General features: G+C 47.0%; 4 protein-coding genes. All 4 read left to right on the top strand.

Annotated features, from left to right (window positions below; genetic code table 11):
- The first annotated feature begins 186 nt into the window (after positions 1-186).
- The 4 genes from GGD38_RS33205 to GGD38_RS33190 all read left to right on the top strand — a co-directional run bounded on the left by GGD38_RS33205 (position 187) and on the right by GGD38_RS33190 (position 20,103).
- Positions 187-12,459 carry a right-handed parallel beta-helix repeat-containing protein gene (locus GGD38_RS33205; RefSeq protein ID WP_375302408.1) on the top strand — a complete coding sequence of 4,091 codons (12,273 nt, stop codon included), beginning with the start codon at positions 187-189 and terminating at the stop codon, positions 12,457-12,459.
- Positions 12,460-12,487: 28 nt separating this feature from the next.
- Positions 12,488-16,741, top strand: a complete 4,254-nt coding sequence (locus GGD38_RS33200) for a PKD domain-containing protein (protein WP_375302407.1) — start codon at positions 12,488-12,490, stop codon at positions 16,739-16,741.
- A 274-nt stretch (positions 16,742-17,015) separates the two neighbouring features.
- Positions 17,016-18,011 (top strand): PorP/SprF family type IX secretion system membrane protein, encoded by a 996-nt coding sequence (locus tag GGD38_RS33195; protein WP_375302406.1) that lies wholly within the window; start codon positions 17,016-17,018, stop codon positions 18,009-18,011.
- Between the two features lie 88 nt (positions 18,012-18,099).
- Entirely contained in the window at positions 18,100-20,103 is a 2,004-nt protein-coding gene (locus GGD38_RS33190; protein WP_375302405.1) for an OmpA family protein, read from the top strand.
- Positions 20,104-20,126 lie beyond the last annotated feature (23 nt).

Here is a 20,126-nt window from a genome sequence, read left to right as displayed (position 1 = left end):
CACGTTTGTAATGCAATAGGCTATAAAATTTTGGCTGCGTAAACTCGCTTGGCATTTTGAAAAATTAGCGAGGCCTTTCACGTTTCACGTTTGCCGTTTCACGACAAGTGGCTGGTTACCGGCCTGGGACCGCTATGCCCCTAACAGAAACTAAGAAAGATTCTCAATAATACTAAATACTGCTCCATGAGAAACGGCTACTCATACAGGTTTGTAAAAAAAATAGGCGGGTTGTTGCTGATGCTGTTTACAGCATTTCAACTCAATGCCCAGGTTGATATTAGTATAGGGAACGGCACTACCGGTAATGCCGATAATACGTATCCCTGTCCCATTCAGGATTGGTTTGAAGGTAGCCGGGCGCAATACCTCTATCTGGCATCTGAATTGTCAGCAGCAGGTATGGGCCCGGGTACCATTCAGTCAATTAAATTTAACGTACTAAACGTGAATGGGGCCGGGCCAACGGAAAAGCTGGTGATGAAAATAGGCGGCACCACGGTAGCCACGCTTTCCACCAACTCCTGGGATGATTTTACCTCGGCGCCCGTTGAAACCGCATCTGCCGATTACCAGGCAGTGGCCGGCTCTAACGAGTTTATATTCCCTACGCCGTTTTTCTGGAATGGTACTGATAATATTCTTATTGAAGTATGCGATGGCGATCCTGGCAATACTTCAGGCACCTGGTTTATTGAGAACCCTACCATTGCCTGGACAACCGGATTATCTTTTAATGGCTCACATACTTTTAATGCCGATAACCAGGGTAATCTTTGCGGCACCACAAGCACTTCCAATTCGGGTAATCAAACTACAAGGCCCGATATAGTTTTCTCCTGGACACCCGCCAACGCCTGTACCGGAAAACCAAAAGCCGGTACCGCTTCTACCACAGTGAGCAATGTGTGTATGGCGCAAAACTTTACATTAACTCTTACAGGGCAAACCGTAGCGTCGGGTATTACTTACCGGTGGCAATCGGCCCTTACCAATAATGGCACCTACACAGATATACCGGGGGCCACACTGCCGTCTTATACGGGTAATCAAAGTGTAACGCATTGGTACCGCGCCATAGTTACCTGTACCAATGGCGGGCAATCCGATACTACGAATCTTATTCAAATAACATCACCGGCATTAGTGGGTGGTGTATATACCATTAACAGCCTGCAGCCAACCGGTGGTACCAACTTTCAAAGTTTTAACGATGCAGTGAACTTTATTAAGTGTGGTATTAATAGTGCCGTTGTGTTTAATGTAGTGCCGGGTAGCGGGCCTTATTCCGAAACGGTTACCATTCCATATATAGGCGGTTCATCAACTGCCAATACCATTACCTTCAACGGTAATGGCGCTACGCTTGCGTATAATACGTCCGATGCCAATAACCGAACAGCCATTATCCTCAATGGCGCCAGGCATATTACAATTGATAGTTTGAATGTAGATGTGTCGGGCGGTACATATGGCTGGGGTATTGTGCTTACCAATAAAGCCGATAGCAACACTATTAAAAGATGTACAATTACGTCAAGCACTTCATCAACTGCTACCAATTATGCCGGCATTGTAATAAATGGTTCTGCTACCTCAACGGCAGTTTCAGGTAATAATGGAAACTATAATAAGATCACTGGTAATACCATCAACGGCGGTTACTATGGTATTTATCTGTATGGCAGCACTTCTGTATTAAATACTAATAATGTCATTGAGAAGAATATTGTGCGTGATGCTTACCTGTATTTTATTTATGTGTATGGGAATACCAATGTGCTGGTAACAGGTAACGATGTGTCGCGGCCGTCACGCTCAACCGTGTCAACCGCGTATGGGGTATATGTGAGCTCAAGTGTAAATACGCTGATTGAAAAGAACCGTATTCATAACCTGTTCGATGGGGCTACCGGCAGCGGTTCTACAGCCTATGGTCTTTATCTTGTTGCTACCGGTAATTCGGCCACACAACCAAACCGGGCCGAAAATAACCTGGTGTATAATATTAACAATGGGGCAGGAGATGTGTATGGGATCTATAGCCCGGGTTATAATAACTGGAACTATTATCATAACACCATTGTGCTCGATGATGCTGCGGCCACCGGCGGCACTACATACGGCTGTTATGTATATGGCGATAATGTAAATGTGAAGAACAATCTTATTTATATAACGCGCGCCGGTACGGGTACCAAATATTGTTTGTACTACTCAAGTACCGGTGTAACTTCTTCAGCCAATAACGACCTGTTTATAAATTCATCGGGTGGTACCAATAATATTGGCTACTACAATGTGGCCTGGTCAACCATGGCCGGCTGGCAGGGTACTGGTTTCGATGTAAGCAGTGTATCGCTCGACCCGCAGTTTGTAAATATTGGTGCGGGTAATTTCAGGGCTGCCAATGTGTTCCTCGATAATATGGGTGTTGCTGTAGGTGTTACAACCGATCTGCTGGGTGGTGCACGCAGTACCACCACACCCGATATTGGCGCAATTGAATTTGTAACAGCAGCCTGTACCACACCACCGGTGCCTGGCACGGTAGTGAGCACTGCCAACCCAATATGTGCGGGGCTTACGTTCTCCTTAAGTCTTAATGGCGGCACGGCCGGGTCGGGACAAACCTATCAATGGCAGTCATCGCCCGATAATGTTACCTATACAAACATAACCGGAGCAGTAAGCGCTGTGTATGCCACTTCACAAACAAGCAGTACCTGGTACCGGGTGTCTGTAACCTGTGGTGGCTCAACAGTTTTGTCGGCTCCATTGCTGGTGAATACAACTGCGGTAGCGTATGCAACGCTGCCATTTACTGAGAGCTTTGAAGATCCCTGGATAAATGGTTGCGATACCCGCGATATACCCAATAACTTCTGGCGTAGCCAGCCTGCTACCGGTAACAACAGCTGGCGCCGGTTCGATGATGGGGCATCGGCTGCATGGTCTACACCTACCGGCGGCGCTTATAATCCGCCTGCAACGCATGGTTCTTACTCAGCGCGTTTCCATAGCGCCTGGGCCTCCAGCGGTTCGGTGGGTGCGCTCGATTTCTATGTGAATTGTAATACAGGTATACCAACCAAACGCCTTCGGTTCGATTATATAAATACATCGGGTAACGATACCATACAGGTATTGTTGTCAACCGATGGCGGTCTTACTTTCACACGGCTGAATTCATACCAGGTAAACAATGGCTGGGAGCGAAAGGTGATCAACTTTACTTCTTCCTCTGCAACTACCGTTATCCGGTTCCGCGCAACGGCCGATTTTGGCTCTACAGATATTGGCGTAGATAACCTGATGATGTACAACCTGGAGAATTGTTCAGGAGCACCGGTGCCTGGTACTACGGTATCGAATAATAGCATGGTGTGCCCTGGTTCGCCGTTTATATTGAGTGTAAACGGGCTGCCATTACAAAATGGCCTTACCTACCAATGGCAATCATCGCCCGACAACGTTACTTATACAAATATTTCAACCGCTACCAACGAAACACTCAATACTTCTCAAACTGCGGCTACCTGGTACCGCATGTTGATCACCTGTACCAATGGTGGTCAGTCTGCTACTTCAGTACCGGTGTTTGTGCCTTTACGTACACCGCAGTATACAACCCTGCCTTACCAGGAAAGTTTTGAGAATACCTGGGTAAATGGTTGCGATACCCGCGAAATACCCAATAATTTCTGGATAAATAACCCGGCTACCGGCGATGATTCATGGCGCCGGCACGATGATGGTGCCTCTGCCGCCTGGGGTGGTGTTAATAATGGTGCATATGCCCCGGTAGCAGCACAGGGTTCTTATTCGGCCCGCTTCCACAGCTGGAATGCAGATGATGGTGCGCAGGGTAATTTCGATCTGCATATAAATGCCAGCGTTGGCGCGCCCAATAAACGGTTATCCTTTAGCTATATAAATACCAGTGGCGACGATAGCCTTACTGTATTAATATCAACCAACGGCGGCGCCACCTTTACCCGAATAGATAGTGTAGGGCTGCGTTCGGCCTGGGCGCAAAAAGTATTGTTCTTTAATTCAACTTCTGCCACTACGGTTATCCGGTTCCGTGCAACGGCCGATTTTGGAGCCACCGATATTGGCCTCGATGATATCTTCATTGGCGAATGGCCCGATTGTACCGGCGCACCCAATACCGGTACGGCCGTTTCAACAACAAGTACGGTTTGTATAGAACCATTTACGCTGAGCGCTACCGGCATCAGTACCGGAAATGGTATTACTTACCAGTGGCAATCTTCATTAGATAGCCTGGCCTGGACGAATATTCCCGGTGCCACCGGTATTTCATTGACCACCTCGCAAGTGGGCACACACTGGTACCGGTTAGTTACCACTTGTACAATAGGTAACACGTCGGCCAATTCGGCAACGGTGAAAGTGATATCGCCCACACCGGTGCATGGGGTGTTTACCATTAATAACCAAAAGCCAAATCAACTGCCCAACTTCATCAGCTTTAACGATGCCTATAATCATATTAAATGTGGTATCGACGGTTGGGTACGGTTTGAAGTAGAGAATGGTACCGGCACTTACAACGAACAGTTGATCATGACACCGATTCCCGGCGCCTCAGCTACAAATACCGTAACGTTTAAAGGTGTGGGCAGCGCCGTACTTGGTTTTGCGGCTACCAATACCAATGAGCGGGCGGTAATAAAATTAAAAGGAACGCGATATGTTATATTAGATAGTTTGATCATTAATGCCAGTAATGGCACTTATGGTTATGGTGTACAGCTGATGAGCAATACCGATTCGAACGTGGTTCAGCACTGTACTATTAACCTGTCAACCACATCAACCACGCAAAACTTTGCCGGTATAGTGGTGAATGGCGCCGATGCAGGGGCTACAACAACAGGTAATGTATTGAGCGATTATAATGAATTTACTGGTAATACCATTACCGGTGGTTATTATGGCATTACCCTGGCCGCCACTTTTGCCAATGGCGCCAATGGATATAATAAGATCACCAATAACATAATAAAGGATTTCTACTCTTATGGTATTTATGTGGCTGGCAGCTATGGTACGGTGATAGATAAGAACCGCATCAGCCGGCCAACACGTACTTCGGTTACCGATTTCTATGGTATTTATTTCACCACCGAAAAGAATGCAGGTTGTTTTGTTACAAAGAACCGCATCTTCAATCCATTTGGTGGTGCGCCAACCAGCACAGCTGCATTCTATGGTATTAACTTTAATAACTCAAGCGGTTCAACCGGTGGCGCCAATAACGAGAACATTGTAAGTAACAACGTTATTTACGATGTAAATGGTAATGGCCTGGTGTATGCGCTGGCAAATACCGGTTCAAGCTATGCCTGGTATTTACATAATACCATTTCGCTCGATCAAATTTCTTCAACATCAACCGTAGCTACCAGAGGGTTTTACCAAACAACGGCAGCTGCAGGTATCTTCTTCTATAACAACAATATTTCAATAACCCGCGGTGGTACAGGCCCCAAGTATTGTATTTACCTGGCCACCAATGCCCCTGCCGGTGCCGATAATAATAACTATTATCTCAATTCGGCAGCAGGCACAAACAACCTGGGCTTCTTTGGTTCGGCCCGTAAAACCCTGGCTGACTGGCGGGCAGCTACCAGTCTGGATGCAGCATCATTAGCCATTACGCCGGCCTTTGTTGATCCCATTGCCGGCAACTTTACGCCAGGTAATGCAGGTATCGATAATAAAGGTATAGCCATAGGTGTTAGCGATGATATCAACGACCGGGTACGCCGTACTACCACACCCGATATAGGCGCTTATGAATTTACGCCATTGCCTTGTGCAGTACCATTGGTGAATGGTAAAGTGGATGTAACGCCCGATACTATCTGCCAGTACAAACCCGTATATCTCCATTTAAATATTGGTGCATTCGGCAGCGGGCAAACCTTCCAGTGGCAACAGGCCAAAACATTAGCAGGGCCGTTTACCAACTTGGGTACGCCCATGCTTACGCCCGATACAACCGTTATTGCCGATACCACTATTTACTTCAGGGTATTGATCACCTGTGGCGCCAATACCGTATATACCGATACGGTGCAACTGGTAGTGAACCCGGCATTGCCCAATGGAACATATACTATTAACAAGGGCGGTTTAAGTACCTACGAGCCTGGTAAACCCGGTGGTAACTTCCTTTCCTTTAACGATGCCAAAGCAGCCATGGGTTGCGGAATTGGCGGTGCTGTCGTATTTAATGTAGTGGCAGGTTCGGGGCCGTACAACGAGCAATTGGTGCTCGATAGCATCAGCGGAACCTCTGCCATAAATACCATTACATTCAATGGCAATGGCAATACCATCACATTTAATGCAAACAGCAATAGCCAGCGGGCAGTAATAAAACTAAATGGCGCCGACCATATTACTTTCGACAGCCTGGTAATTGAAGCCGGCGGCGGCACATATGGTTATGGTGTGCAATTGGTAAACAATGCCGATTCAAACACTTTCCGTAAGTGTACCATCAATACTTCGGTTTCTTCAACCAGCAACCAGTATGCAGGTATTGTTATCAATTCATCGGAATCGGGCGCTACCACCACCGGCAATACGTTGTGCGATGGCAACGTGTTCGACCGCAATACCATTAACGGTGGTTACTATGGCGCTACCCTGGTAGGTAGTACAACGGCCACCGCCTTCTTAAACAATAACAGCTTTACCAATAACATTATAACCGATTTCTATAATTATGGCTTGTACATAGCCGGTACCAACTATACGCAGGTGACAGGTAATACATTTACCCGTGCAACGCGCACCAATACCGCCACCAGTGTATATGGTATATATGTAACTGCGGCCCCAAGCAACAGGTTAAGTATTTCTAAAAATAAATTCACCCGTTTCTTTGGCGGCCTCTCAGCTAATACGGCCACACTCTATGGTATTTATCATAATGGCGTATCTGCTGCAACGGAAGATACGGTGAGCAATAACATCTTCTATGAGCTCGATGGTAATGGTCCAATCTATGCCCTGTATAATACAGGATCCAGCAAGGTGTGGTATTATCATAACAGCATCTCATTAGATAATGCATTGAGTACAGCCACCGGCGCAACAGTAGGTTTTTATCAAACCACTACCGCCACCGGTATTCAGTTTGTCGACAATATTGTAACCGTAAGCAGGGGTGGAAACGGCGCCAAACACGCCATTTACCTCAATACAACAGGGAGTGAAATATTGTCGGATTATAATAACTTCTTTGTATCTGGTTCCAATGCGCATGTAGGATTTTATACCGCAAATCGCACTACGTTGTTCGACTGGACAACTGCATCAACCAAAGATGCCAGCTCGCTTAATCATAATCCGCTGTATACCGATGTAAGTATTGGTAACTTAAAGCCTATGCTGGCTGCCCTGGATAACAAGGGTACGCCGGTGGGTATTGCAACAGATATCCTCGATGTGGTGCGTTCAACCACCACGCCCGATATAGGCGCTTATGAGTTTGCTCCGTTGCCATGCCAAACGCCACCGGTGGCAGGTACGGCAATAGTTACACCTAATACAGGCTTGTGTCTTGAAATGCCGATAGAACTGGATGTTACCGGTCATTCACCACTGGGGGCTATTACATTCCAATGGCAATCGTCGCCCGATGGGGTAACCTGGACAGATATTAGTCCGGTGCAATACTTCCCTGAATACAAAACAAAAGTGACCCTGAATACCTGGTACCGTGCAGCAGTTACCTGTACGGGTAATACAGTATATACAGCACCGGTACAGGTAACGTTGAATAATATCTTACTGGCCGGCAGGTATACCATCAATCCGGCGGGTGGAACTACATTGCCCAATTTCGTTTCGTTCCAGGCAGCAGTGGATGCATTGTTGTGTGGTATCAGCGGACCGATCGTATTTGATGTAGCAGCCGGTACCTATACCGAGCAGATCAGGATACCGTATATTCCCAATACTTCAGCTATCAATACGGTTACCTTCCAGGCAGAGAATGGCGTTGCCAGCTCGGTAAACCTTACTTATAGTGCCAACGGCACCTCAAACTATACCCTAAAGCTTGATAGTACCCGTTACTTCATCTTTAAAAACCTGACCATTTCCGGTAGCAATGCAACCGCAGGCAGGGTAGTGGAACTGGCCGGTACAGCTTCGTACGACAGTGTTGTGAATTGTATAATAGCAGCACCTGCAGTTACCGTTGCTTCCAATACCATTGCCGGGGTGTATGCTTACCAGTTAAAAGGAACAAACAACGTAATAAAGGGTAATACCATCAACAATGGTTCAAGTGGTATTTACTTTACCGGTACAGGCACCGCTGCTGGATTAACCATCGATCATGTGATCGACAGCAATACGGTAACGGGTGCTTATCAATACGGTATTTATGCCGCCAATCACAAACGCCTGCAGTTAAATAAAAATAACGTGACCCTGAACGGTGCAGTAAATGCATCGGCCTATGGCATCAATGTAACCGATGCCGACTCATCGTACCAGGTTACAGGTAATAATGTTACGCTCAACGACATCACTACTATTGTATATGGTATAGCGCTTATCAATTGTGATACCTCATTAACGGTTCGTGGTAAGCTGGCCAATAATATAGTGACTGCTGTTAATAATAATGCCGGCACCCTGTACGGATTGTATTTGACCAGCTCACCCGGTGTGCTTGTTAAGAACAATACCGTGGCCATAAATACCAGTGGCGCCGGATCGTATGGCATTTATCATAATAATTTCAGTGTGGCCGATTATTTCAATAATACCGTGCATAGTACGTCAACAGCAGCAACCAATAACCATGCAATGTATTTATTGAACACGGCGGCCACCAGCGTTCAGTTACGTAATAACATCTTCTCAAATAAAGGCGGTGGTACCGCGCTGTATGTAAACAACAGCAGCCAGTCGCTTACCAGTGATTATAATATGTTGTACACAACAGGCAGCTCGCTGGTACAACGCGCTAACCCCGCAGGTACATTTGCTACACTCACCGACTGGCGTGCAGGTTCTTATTGGGACAGGTATTCAATAGGCTACGCACCTGCCCTGGTAAGTGATAACGACCTTCATCCTGACCTTGCCAAACCCGATGTGTGGGCCATGCATGGTCGTGGTGTACAGATAGCCGGTAATAACCGCGATATTAACGACAGCATTCGTCCGGTTACATTAACACAGGGTGTGCCCGACCTGGGAGCGTATGAGTTCTTCCCAACAGCATTGCCAACTGTGTTAACGGCTACACCGGCAGCGCCTGTGGCCAACCAGGTTCAAACCTTTATGTATGGTACCGATACGGTAATGAAGATCAACTGGGGGGCAACCGTGCCTGCAACGTTGGAAGCAAGACGCTATTCAGGTGTAGTGCCCGCCAATTTGCAACCGAGGCCCGATAGTATGTTCTTCTATACTAAAGTTGATATCCCCGGTGGTGGCAACTACGATTATGGTATGGAGTTATTCTATCTCGATCCATGGCAGGGCTCTATTCCCGATCAAAACCAGCTGGGGCTTGGTAAAACAACCATCTCCAATGCATGGATAGTAGGCTTTAGCAGTCGTGTAGATGTACTGAAGAAAAAGATCACACAAGGCAATGTAAATTATATAGATCGTTTTACAGGATTAATAAATCCATATGCGCCACCGGTGCTGCCCGAAAAAGACAGTTCGAACAGGGGCAAGCGCTTCTGGGTAGGCTATCAGCGTAGCTGGGACTTTACCAACGGTGGCAATTTGCAGGAAATGGTATTGTATATGAGCACCACCGACCAACCTGCGAATGTACAGGTGCGGGTAAACGGTACCAACTGGGTGCGTAACTATGTGATACCGCCGTTCACCACAAAGGCTTCTGATTATTTACCGAAGGACGGACTCGATGATGCCCGCCTCACCGATGAAGGTCTTTATAACCGCGGTATCAGCATCGTGAGCGATGTGCCCATCACTGCCTATGCACATATTTTTGCCAGCACCAACTCAGGCGCTACTATGTTGTTCCCGGTTGGCGTTTGGGGCTATGAATATTATTCTCTGAACAACCGGCAGAATTATACAGCCACCGGCGCATATACTACTATTATGGTGGTGGCCGATAAGAACAATACGGAAGTGGAGATCACCCCATCGGTGCCAACGCTTGGCGGCCGGCCGGCCAATGTACCATTCCGCATAACCTTAAACGCCGGTGATGTGTACCAGGTGTTGGGTGCTATGCAAAGCGGAAGTGAAGGCTACGACCTCACAGGTTCAATTATAAAAGCAGTTCCCAATGCAAATAATGAATGTCATGCAATTGGCGTATTCACGGGAAGCTCCCGTACCGCGTTGGGTTGCGGTTCTGCCGCAGGCGGCTCGGGCGACCTCTTCCTGCAGCAGACGTTCCCATACTCGGCCTGGGGTAAAAAATACCTTACGGCGCCAACGTCAACCAGTGCGAATATCAGTACGCTTATGACGAACATCTATCGTGTACTGGTGAAGGACCCGGCTACGGTAGTGAAACGGAATAATATACAATTGCCGTTGTCTTCATTGATCAATAACAGGTATTACCAATACGAAAGCAATACGGCCGATATTATTACCTCAGATAACCCTGTTACCATGGTACAGTATATGTCATCATCATTCAGCTGTCCTAACACCAGCGGTGATGGCGATCCGGAGAGCAATATTTTAAGTCCGGCCGAACAAGCCGTCGATGGATTCTCAGGGTTCTATCGCAATAACCTGAGCGGCATTAATATCAACTATTTAACCTTGATCATTCCTGATAATGGTATGGCTTCGCTGAAGATCGATGGTATTCCATGGGCCGCCATACCGGCGGCTGATAAACACAGCTATGCACACTCGCAGCCCGGTTATACCGTAGCCATTAAAAAATGGCCGACCGGGGCAGGACAAAGCTCAGTAGAAAGCGATTCGGCTTACCTGGGTCTGGTGTATGGATTGGGTAGTGCAGAAAGCTATGGTTACAACGTGGGTACCATGGTGAAAACACTGCAAGGTTTGGGAACCATCAGTAATACAAACAATGGTAGCAGCAAAGCCGATTACACCTGCGCAGGCACACCTTTCCGCTTTACCGGTTACCTGCCATTCAAACCAACTACACTTACGTGGAAGTTAAGCCGCGTTCCGGGATTGGCACCCAATGCCGATGTAACCGTGAACAATCCGGTTGCTTCAGACAGCATAATGATAAACGGTGTTAGGAATTACCTGTTCCCGCTTAACCAGGATTATAAGTTCGCTGCACCGGGCGTATACACCATAGAGATAGTATATGATCACCCCGATATTGAAAGCTGTGATCACACCGGCCGCGACCTCATCTTCGTACAGGTGGTGCCGGCGCCGAAAGCCGACTTTGTTGTGAACTTCTCGGGTTGTGTAAAAGATGTAGCTGAGTTTGTTGGTGAGAAGACCGCGCAGAATGGTATTGCCGTAAACCAGTGGAAATGGGAATTCCACGATGGCAGCAAAGCCAACGGACAAAGAGTGACCTTCTCTTACGATAAGCCAGGTACTTATAAAGAAAACTTACAGGCGATCACTGCCGATGGTTGTGTGGGCGATTCAACCAAAGAAATAGTAGTGAACCCGATACCAATTGTAAATGCGAAATCAGTGGTGGTGTGTACCGGTGGTGATACCACGCTGCGGGTAGAGAATCCGGCCGCAGGCGCTACTTATACCTGGTACAATGCAGTAACCGGCGGTGCTGTGGTAGGCACGGGCCCAACCATGAGGATAACCAATGTAACAGCCGGCGTTGATTACTATGTGCAGGAAAGTTCAACAACGGGTTGTAGCTCCGAGCGGACGAAAGTATCGGTAGCTGTGCAAAGCGCCATAACACAACCGGTGGTATCAGTTGACTCCGTGACTTCGAACCTGGTACGGTTCAAATGGAATGCAGTGCCCGGTGCTGTTGGTTATGAAGTATCGATAAATGGCGGCGCAAACTGGTCGGTTCCATCGTCGGGTGCAACAGGGCTTACACATACGGTGGCCGGTTTGCAACCTATGCAAACAGTGACCATAGTGGTAAAAGCGAAAGGCGTATGTGTTGATAATATAAGTGCACCCGTGTCGCAACAGGTATTGCCCGATGGTGTGTTCATCCCGAACAGCTTTACACCAAATGGCGATGGGTTGAACGATATGTTAAGAATATACGGTTACAAGATCAGGGAACTGAAACTGGTAGTGTTTAACCAGTGGGGTGAAAAACTGTTCGAAACAAGTGATCAAACAAGGGGCTGGGATGGAACCTTCAGAGGCAAAGCGCAACCAAGCGGTGTATACATGTATGTGTGCAGAATGGTGCTTACCGATGGAACAGTGATGGATAAGAGAGGGGCAATCAACCTGATTCGATAACTGATGTATTCATGAAAAAGGAGACTTTATGAAGATCAATTTAAAACATACTTACAGGGGTTATATTCAGGAACAGTTGTCTGGATGCATAGTGCTGGTGGTATTTATACTTACCAGCCTGTGCTCCCGGGCACAGAATGTATCGAACCGGGGTACGGAGTTTTGGGTAGGGTATGGGCACCACCAGTTCATGGAGCAGCTGACGAACGATATGAACATGGTGTTATACCTGAGTGCAGAAGATCAACCTGCTACTGTTACTGTAACTATCGACAGCAGTGGTCTGGTTCCCGCAACCTGGTGGCGAAAGACCTATACCATTCCGGCATATACGGTTATCTCAAGTGATATTATACCCAAGGGCGTTGTGAATGTGCCGGCAGCAGCGGGTGATCCGTTCAGCGATCCTAACTACGATGCACGGTTGTTTACCGATCCGCCACCGGCGGGTACAGGCGGCGCAGGTATATTTAGAAAGAAAGGCATTCATATACAAAGTAATGTGCCCATAGTAGCCTATGCGCATATCTATGGTTCTATGTCTTCCGGCGCAACAATGTTGCTACCTGTAACTGCCTGGGGTTATTCCTATGTATCGTTGAACAGCAGGCAAAGCTATGCCAGCGACTGTTATAACTGGATGTATGTAATAGCCAGTAAAGATAATACGGTGATACAGGTAACACCTAAGGTGGTAACAAGAGCGCAGAATTTAACAGGGCTTAGACCCAGCCAAACGTCTACCATTACCTTAATGAAAGGCCAGATCTACCAGGTAATAGGCGCCAACGACGGCGCCGATGCTAATGGGAATGGCGGTAATTCAGGAACCGGTAAAGATCTTTCAGGCACCATTGTACGATCCATGGCCAATGGCGCCAATGATTGTTATCCCATTGCGGTATTTGCGGGTAGCAGCCGTACCGCTAATCCCGCTTCCTGCGGCAGCGGTGGGGGCGATAATGATAACCAGCAATTATTCCCGCAACATGCCTGGGGTAAAAAGTATTTAACGGCGCCCTTCTCGGGTTCTGCAACCGCCAATTCATTTGCACGAAGTACTTATAAAGTAGCGGTGCGCGATCCGGCAACGGTTGTTACGGTAAATGGCGCACCCATACCGTCGCCACTTTTAGCCGGTAATTTCTATATATATGAAAGCAGTACGGCCGATTTAATAGAAGCCGACAAGCCTATTGAAGTAATGCAGTTTATGACCGGCGGCGGTTGTTTACCCGGTTTGGGTGATCCTGAAATGGTGGTGTTAAGCCCCATAGAGCAGGCGACTAAAAGCGTTGGCTTCTTCCGGAATAATAAAGAGTCCATTTCTGTGAATTACTGTACGTTGATCGTACCAACTTTGGGACTTACCTCGCTGAAGTTCTGCGGTAATCCAATGCCCACGCATTCATACGCACATCCTAACATGCCCGGTTATTCGGTGGTAATAAAACGGTGGGACAGTCCCTTACCGCCGGCCGCGCCATTAGGGCAATGCCTGGTAACCTGCGATTCTGCATTTACCGGTATTACCTATGGGTTGGGTAATGTTGAAAGCTATGCATACAACATTGGTACCTATTTGAACAATCTGAATGCAGTAGGTAGTGTGCACAATGAGCCCGATACCACCAATGGTGGTAAGAACAGCCATAAGTTCACCTGTGTAAATACGCCTGTGAAGTTATCGGCCCTTATTCGCTATCAACCGCTGAAACTGGTATGGAATATCAGTTCGCTGGGCGCTGTTGTTACCCCTAATACCGATGTAACCTTAGACCCTGCATCAGCTGCCTTTGATGGCACCGAAACGGTAAATGGTATAACCTATTATAAATACACGTTACCTGGAACATATAATTTCAATACGCCGGGTACCTATACAATTCCAATACGTTCAACCAGTTTGTCATTAGACAACTGTAACAATACGGAAGAGTTAAAGATAACAGTAGAAGTAAAACCAAGGCCTACGGCCGATTTTACCTTCTCGCATCCTACCGGTTGCGTGAAGGATACGGTGTTGTTTACGGGACCCGCTTCAACAGGTTCGTATACCATTGGTCAATGGAAGTGGACCTTTGCCGATGGCAGTAAGGATAGTGTGCAGAACCCGCATAAAGCATTGGCAGCGCCCGGCGCACAAAATATAAACCTGGCCGTAGTAACCGGTGATGGTTGTATGGCAGATGTTACCAAATCAATAACCGTATATGCGCCACCGGTAACAACCCTCAATGCTGCACCTGCAGCTATTTGCGAAGGTGGTAGTATTACCTTTAATGAAACTTCTTCTTATGGCGGTCCCGTACCCCTTAATAGCTGGTATTGGGACCTGGGAAATAATACCGTCATCAATGCTACGAATAATAGCCAGCAATCGGCTACATATACTACTTATGGAACGTACACGGCAAAACATGTGGTTAAGGTAAGCGCGTTATGCGTAAGCGATACCGCGCAGGTTCCGGTTACCGTATATGCCAATCCAATAGCGGGCTTTAGTTATCCCGCAGGGTGTTTGCCCGATAATGGCATTGTACAGTTCACTGATACTACAAAAGTACCAGATGGACAAACCCTTAGCAGTTGGGGCTGGACGTTTGGCGATCCCAACGCTACACCGGCTAACCCGAATACTTCTACCCAACAGAACCCAACGCATACTTATTCCTTTGGCAATTACACTATACAGTTCAGTGTAACTACTTCCAACGGTTGTACAAAGAATATTACGGTGCCGGCTACCTTTAGCTTGCGGCCAAAGTTGGTGTATGCATCATTGCCTGCTGTTTGCGGCAACATCAATTCCTCGGTTAATGTTGCTTTTGCATCAGTTACCAATGGAGTGCCGGGTACAGGAATATATAGCGGCCCCGGTACAACAGCCGCAGGTGGTTTTACGCCATCTGCAGCAGGCGCAGGCACGCATACCATTACCTATACTTTTACTACCACTGCTGGTTGTACGGAATCAATAACAAGCAGCATAACGGTATATCCCAAACCCACAGCCAGTTTTACCGCAACACCTGATATTTGTTTAGGCGAGTCGGCAACTATTACCGATCAGTCGACCATTACATCAGGGTCTATTACTTCATGGCGATGGAATTTTGGCGATGCTGCCTGGACGGCCCTTAACAATGCAAATGCGTTCCCACACACATGGCCTACATATAACACGTATTCTGTAAAGCTGGTGGCAGTGAGTGATCAGGGGTGCACCAGTGATACAGCAACCCGGATAGTAACAGTACATCCGCTGCCGGTAACTGCATTCAGTTTGCCAGCAGCGGTATGTATGCCGGGTGGTTTGGCTGAATTTAAAAATGCAAGTACAGTGGCCGATCAAAGTGCCCTGAGCTATACGTGGAACTTTGGCGACAACAGCACAGTATCGCATGTGAAAGACGCCGGTCATACCTATGCGGCTTCCGGTTCATACACTGTTAAACTCGATGCGGTTTCTTCGTTTGGCTGTGCTGGTTCGGTATCAAAACAGTTATCATCTTTCTTTGATAAACCAGTTGCGGCCTTTACTGTAACGCCCGATACATTATGCCAGGGTTCAGATAATGAGTTTCATGATGAAAGCACCAACAGCAACGGCACCATAACACAATGGAACTGGAGTTTTGGCGATGGTTCGGTAAGTACAGAACATAACCCAACAAAACGTTATCAGCAACCGGGTAACTATACTGTTCAGTTAAAAGTCACCAATAATGCCAATTGTACTTCGCAACCTGTTACCAAACAGGTGGTGGTATACCTGCAACCGGTTATTGATGCGGGTACTTCATTTACGGTGCCACAGGGAACCGTAGTGCAATTCAACCCAACAGCCAATGATTCAACGTCGCTCTCATTTATTTGGTCGCCGGCTACGGGTCTTAGTAATGCCAATAAATTAAGACCGCTGTTACAGGCGATGATCGACGAAACGTATACGCTAACCGCCACCGGTGAAGGACAGTGTACTGCTGCCGATTTCCTTAAAGTGAAAATATTGAAACCGGTTAATGTGCCGAATGCCTTTACTCCCAATGGCGATGGGGTGCACGATACCTGGAATATCACTAACCTGAGCGATTACCCGGGTTGTACCGTGGCTGTCTTCAATAGGTATGGTCAGCGGGTATATTATTCTTCTGGCTATGGTACCCCCTGGGATGGAACGGTGGGCGGTAAGCCGCTGCCAATGGCGACTTACTATTATGTGATTCATTTGAAGAATGGGTTTGCGCCATTGTCGGGTTCTATTACGATAATTAGGTAAGAATGGTTGTGAAAAGTGTGCGAGATGATTCTAAGAATATGAAGTAAGAGGTAGGAGGTAAGAAGTAGGAAGTATGAAGTTGAAAAGTTGATAAAGGTGATATAGTTGATAGAGGTGATGAAGGCAAATAAAAATAGAGTTAAAAGGTGGCCTCCCCCCTTCTGGGGGGAGGTCTGGAGGGGGGCCAGGGTTGGGGAGGGGCCATTTGCCGATTCACGATTGCCGAATTCACGATTGCCGATTCACGAAAGCATTAATCATAAAACGAAACGTTATGAGAAAGATATTGATACCATTACTGTTGATCTTCCTGAGTGCCCAACTACACGCCCAGGTAGACCCCCATTTCTCACAATATTATGTATATCCTGCCTGGTTGAACCCGGCATTAACGGGTGCATTTGACGGCGATTACCGGGTATCGGGGATCTATCGTTCGCAGTGGGGAAATATAAGCAGTCCGTTCACTACACCGGGTGTGGCGGTTGATTTTACAACAAATAAGAACTCCAATTTTGGCGCCAGTGTATTGAACCAAACGGCTGGTGATGGCGGTTATAATTATCTTACCGCATATGCCAGTTATTCTTATACGGGTGTACGGTTGGGGCAGAACGAGAACCATCGCATAGCCATGGGAATGCAGATAGGTGTTATACAACGGCGGTTCAACCGGTCGAAGCTTACGTTTGGCGATCAGTGGAACCCTATCACGGGTTACAACCCCGGCGCTACTTCTGCCGAGGCCTTTAGTAAAACATCTGCCACCTCTTTTGATGCTGCTGCCGGTATTCTTTATTACGATGCACAGCCCGGTAAAAATCTGAATATATTCGGTGGCTTCTCTGCAGCGCATCTTACACGTCCCGATGATAAATTCAGCGAAACCGGAACAGCCCGCTTGCCCTTACGCTATACGGTCCATGGCGGTGTTCGTATAACCTTATCTGATGTACTAAGTTTAACACCCAATATATTATACCTGAAGCAGGGAACGGCCACGGAGAAAATGGCGGGTGCTTATGCCCGCCTTGTTGCCGCACCCGGCACCGATGTAATGCTGGGCGCCAACTATCGCTTTAAAGATGCATTATCGCCCTTTGTAGGGTTTGCCCATAAAAATATTGTGCTGGGAGTGAGCTACGATATCAATACTTCCGATCTGGGAAAGATGGCCAATGGCTCAAACAGCTTTGAAATATCATTGTCCTTTATTGGTAGAAGATCAGTAAGGACGCCCGAAGTAGATTTTGTCTGTCCGCGCTTATAGTCATAGGTACACCAATGTCCTGAAACCTTCGCGGTTGGTTTCTACCAACCGCCATTTTTCTCGCTCATAACCTTATTAAAAACGTAGTATGAAGAAAATAATTGCCACCGGAATATTAGCCTGTAGTTTGATAGCGGCCAATGCGCAGTTTACATACGATTACCTGCGGGCTGCAGATAACTATTATAAAAAAGCCGATTACTATTCGGCTGCCCAGTATTATGAAAAATACCTGGGTACTGCCAAACAGAAATTAAAGAAAGAAGAATATAGTCCATATACAGTGTCTTCATCGGCAGTGAAAAAGAACAATGTGCCGGTAAGCAGTAAACAGTTGGCCTTGTACCGTGTGGCGGAAAGTTACCGGTTGTTGCACGATCATACCAGGGCGGCGCAGTATTATGCGCAAACCTTAGAAGCCAATGCCGGCGAGTTTCCACTGGCCCGTTATTACTATTCTGTTGAATTGCGGGCGCTGGGTAATTATGACCAGGCGGAAAAAGAATTCAATCGCTTTCTTGATGAACATACATCGGAAGATCAGTATACTGAATCGGCAAAAAAGGAATTGATGAGCCTGCGTTTTATTCAGGCCCAGTTAAAAAAGAAAGACCTGAAGCTGTACAATGTGCAAAAGGCCGGTACACCGTTGAATATGGAGGGTGCTAACTATGCACCGGTATGGCTGAACGAAAATACGTTATTGTTTACTTCAACCCGTATTGACAGTACCAGGGGAAAAGACCAAAGTCATATTAACCGGGTATATACCACACCGGTAAATGACGGCCTTACTGGTGAAGTGAAGTTATTGCCCCTATCGCAGGCCAATACCCAACACCAGGGGGTGGTAAGCCTTACGCCCGATGGTAATACGCTTTTCCTTACCCGCTGGATGATAACCGGCGGTAAAAAAGTATCGGGTATTTACAGCAGTAAAAAGAATGGGAACGATTGGAGCGAACCGGTGTTGCTCGATAGCCTCATCAATGCATCGGGCGCCAGCACCCAGCAGCCTTTTGTAATGCCTGACGGGAAATACTTGTTGTACGCCAGTGATAAAGCCGGCGGTTATGGCGGTTTTGACATTTGGTATGCTGAGCTCGACGGGAGCGGTACACCAATACGCACAGAGAACCTGGGACCGGTAATAAATACTATTTATGATGAACAGGCGCCTTATTATCATGCGCCCTCTTCAACGCTGGTATTTTCGGGTAATGGGAGGGTAGGCATGGGTGGTTATGATTTCTTTTACAGTAAAGGCGAGATTGATAAATGGGCTTTACCCGTAAACTTTGGTTATCCTGTTAATTCGGTAAAAGACGATATCTACTTTGTGAGTAAAGGCAACGCCAGAAATGTGTTGGAAGATGTTTGGCTTAGCAGTGACCGGGAGGCTGTGTGTTGTTTGGAATTGTTTTACCTGCGGAAAGTATTGCCCCGCAAACAGATAAGCGGTAAGGTGGTGGCTTGTGAAGATCAGCTGCCATTACAAGGCGTTACAATCAACATCCTCGATACGGTGCAGAATAAAGTGGTGTATACCCAAACCACAGCCAGTGATGGTAACTATTCATTTACGCTCGATGAGTATCAGCCACTCAAAGCCGTTGCTGCCATTAGCGGTTACGGCAATGGATCATTACCGTTTTATACACCGGTTGATGAAGAAGCAGATCTGTTGGTGAACCCTGCTATTTGCCTGGTTAAAGATGTGCCGCCGATTGATGAAGCCATTGTAATGGATAATATTTATTATGATTTTGATAAAGCAACGCTTAAAAAAGAATCATATGCCTCGCTCGATAAACTGGTTGGTTTGCTGAAAGCGCATCCTGAGATCACCATTGAATTAAGCGCCCATACCGATAATAAAGGTAATAATGAATATAATCAGCGCCTGTCAGAAGCACGCGCCCGCTCATGCGTAGAATATCTTATTAGTAAGGGAATTGATAAAGGTCGTTTACAGGCGAAGGGTTATGGTTCGTTACAGCCCATTGCACCGAATAGCAATGATGATGGAAGCGATAATCCCGAGGGTCGTCAACAGAACCGTAGAACTGAATTTAAAGTTTTGGGGAAATAGGTTGATGGCTAGTGGTAAGTGGC

Origin of the sequence: Niastella sp. OAS944, from assembly GCA_024809215.1 — a bacterium.
Lineage (GTDB): Bacteria > Bacteroidota > Bacteroidia > Chitinophagales > Chitinophagaceae > Niastella.
The sequence above is the reverse complement of the archived record's forward strand: the minus strand, read 5'-3'. Positions and strand labels throughout refer to the sequence as shown.

Bases quoted from the DNA above. Each gene is read 5' to 3' on its own strand.
- GGD38_RS33190 (WP_375302405.1), top strand. From the start codon at position 18,100: ATGAAGAAAATAATTGCCACCGGAATATTAGCCTGTAGTTTGATAGCG.
- GGD38_RS33205 (WP_375302408.1), top strand. From the start codon at position 187: ATGAGAAACGGCTACTCATACAGGTTTGTAAAAAAAATAGGCGGGTTG.
- GGD38_RS33195 (WP_375302406.1), top strand. From the start codon at position 17,016: ATGAGAAAGATATTGATACCATTACTGTTGATCTTCCTGAGTGCCCAA.
- GGD38_RS33200 (WP_375302407.1), top strand. From the start codon at position 12,488: ATGAAGATCAATTTAAAACATACTTACAGGGGTTATATTCAGGAACAG.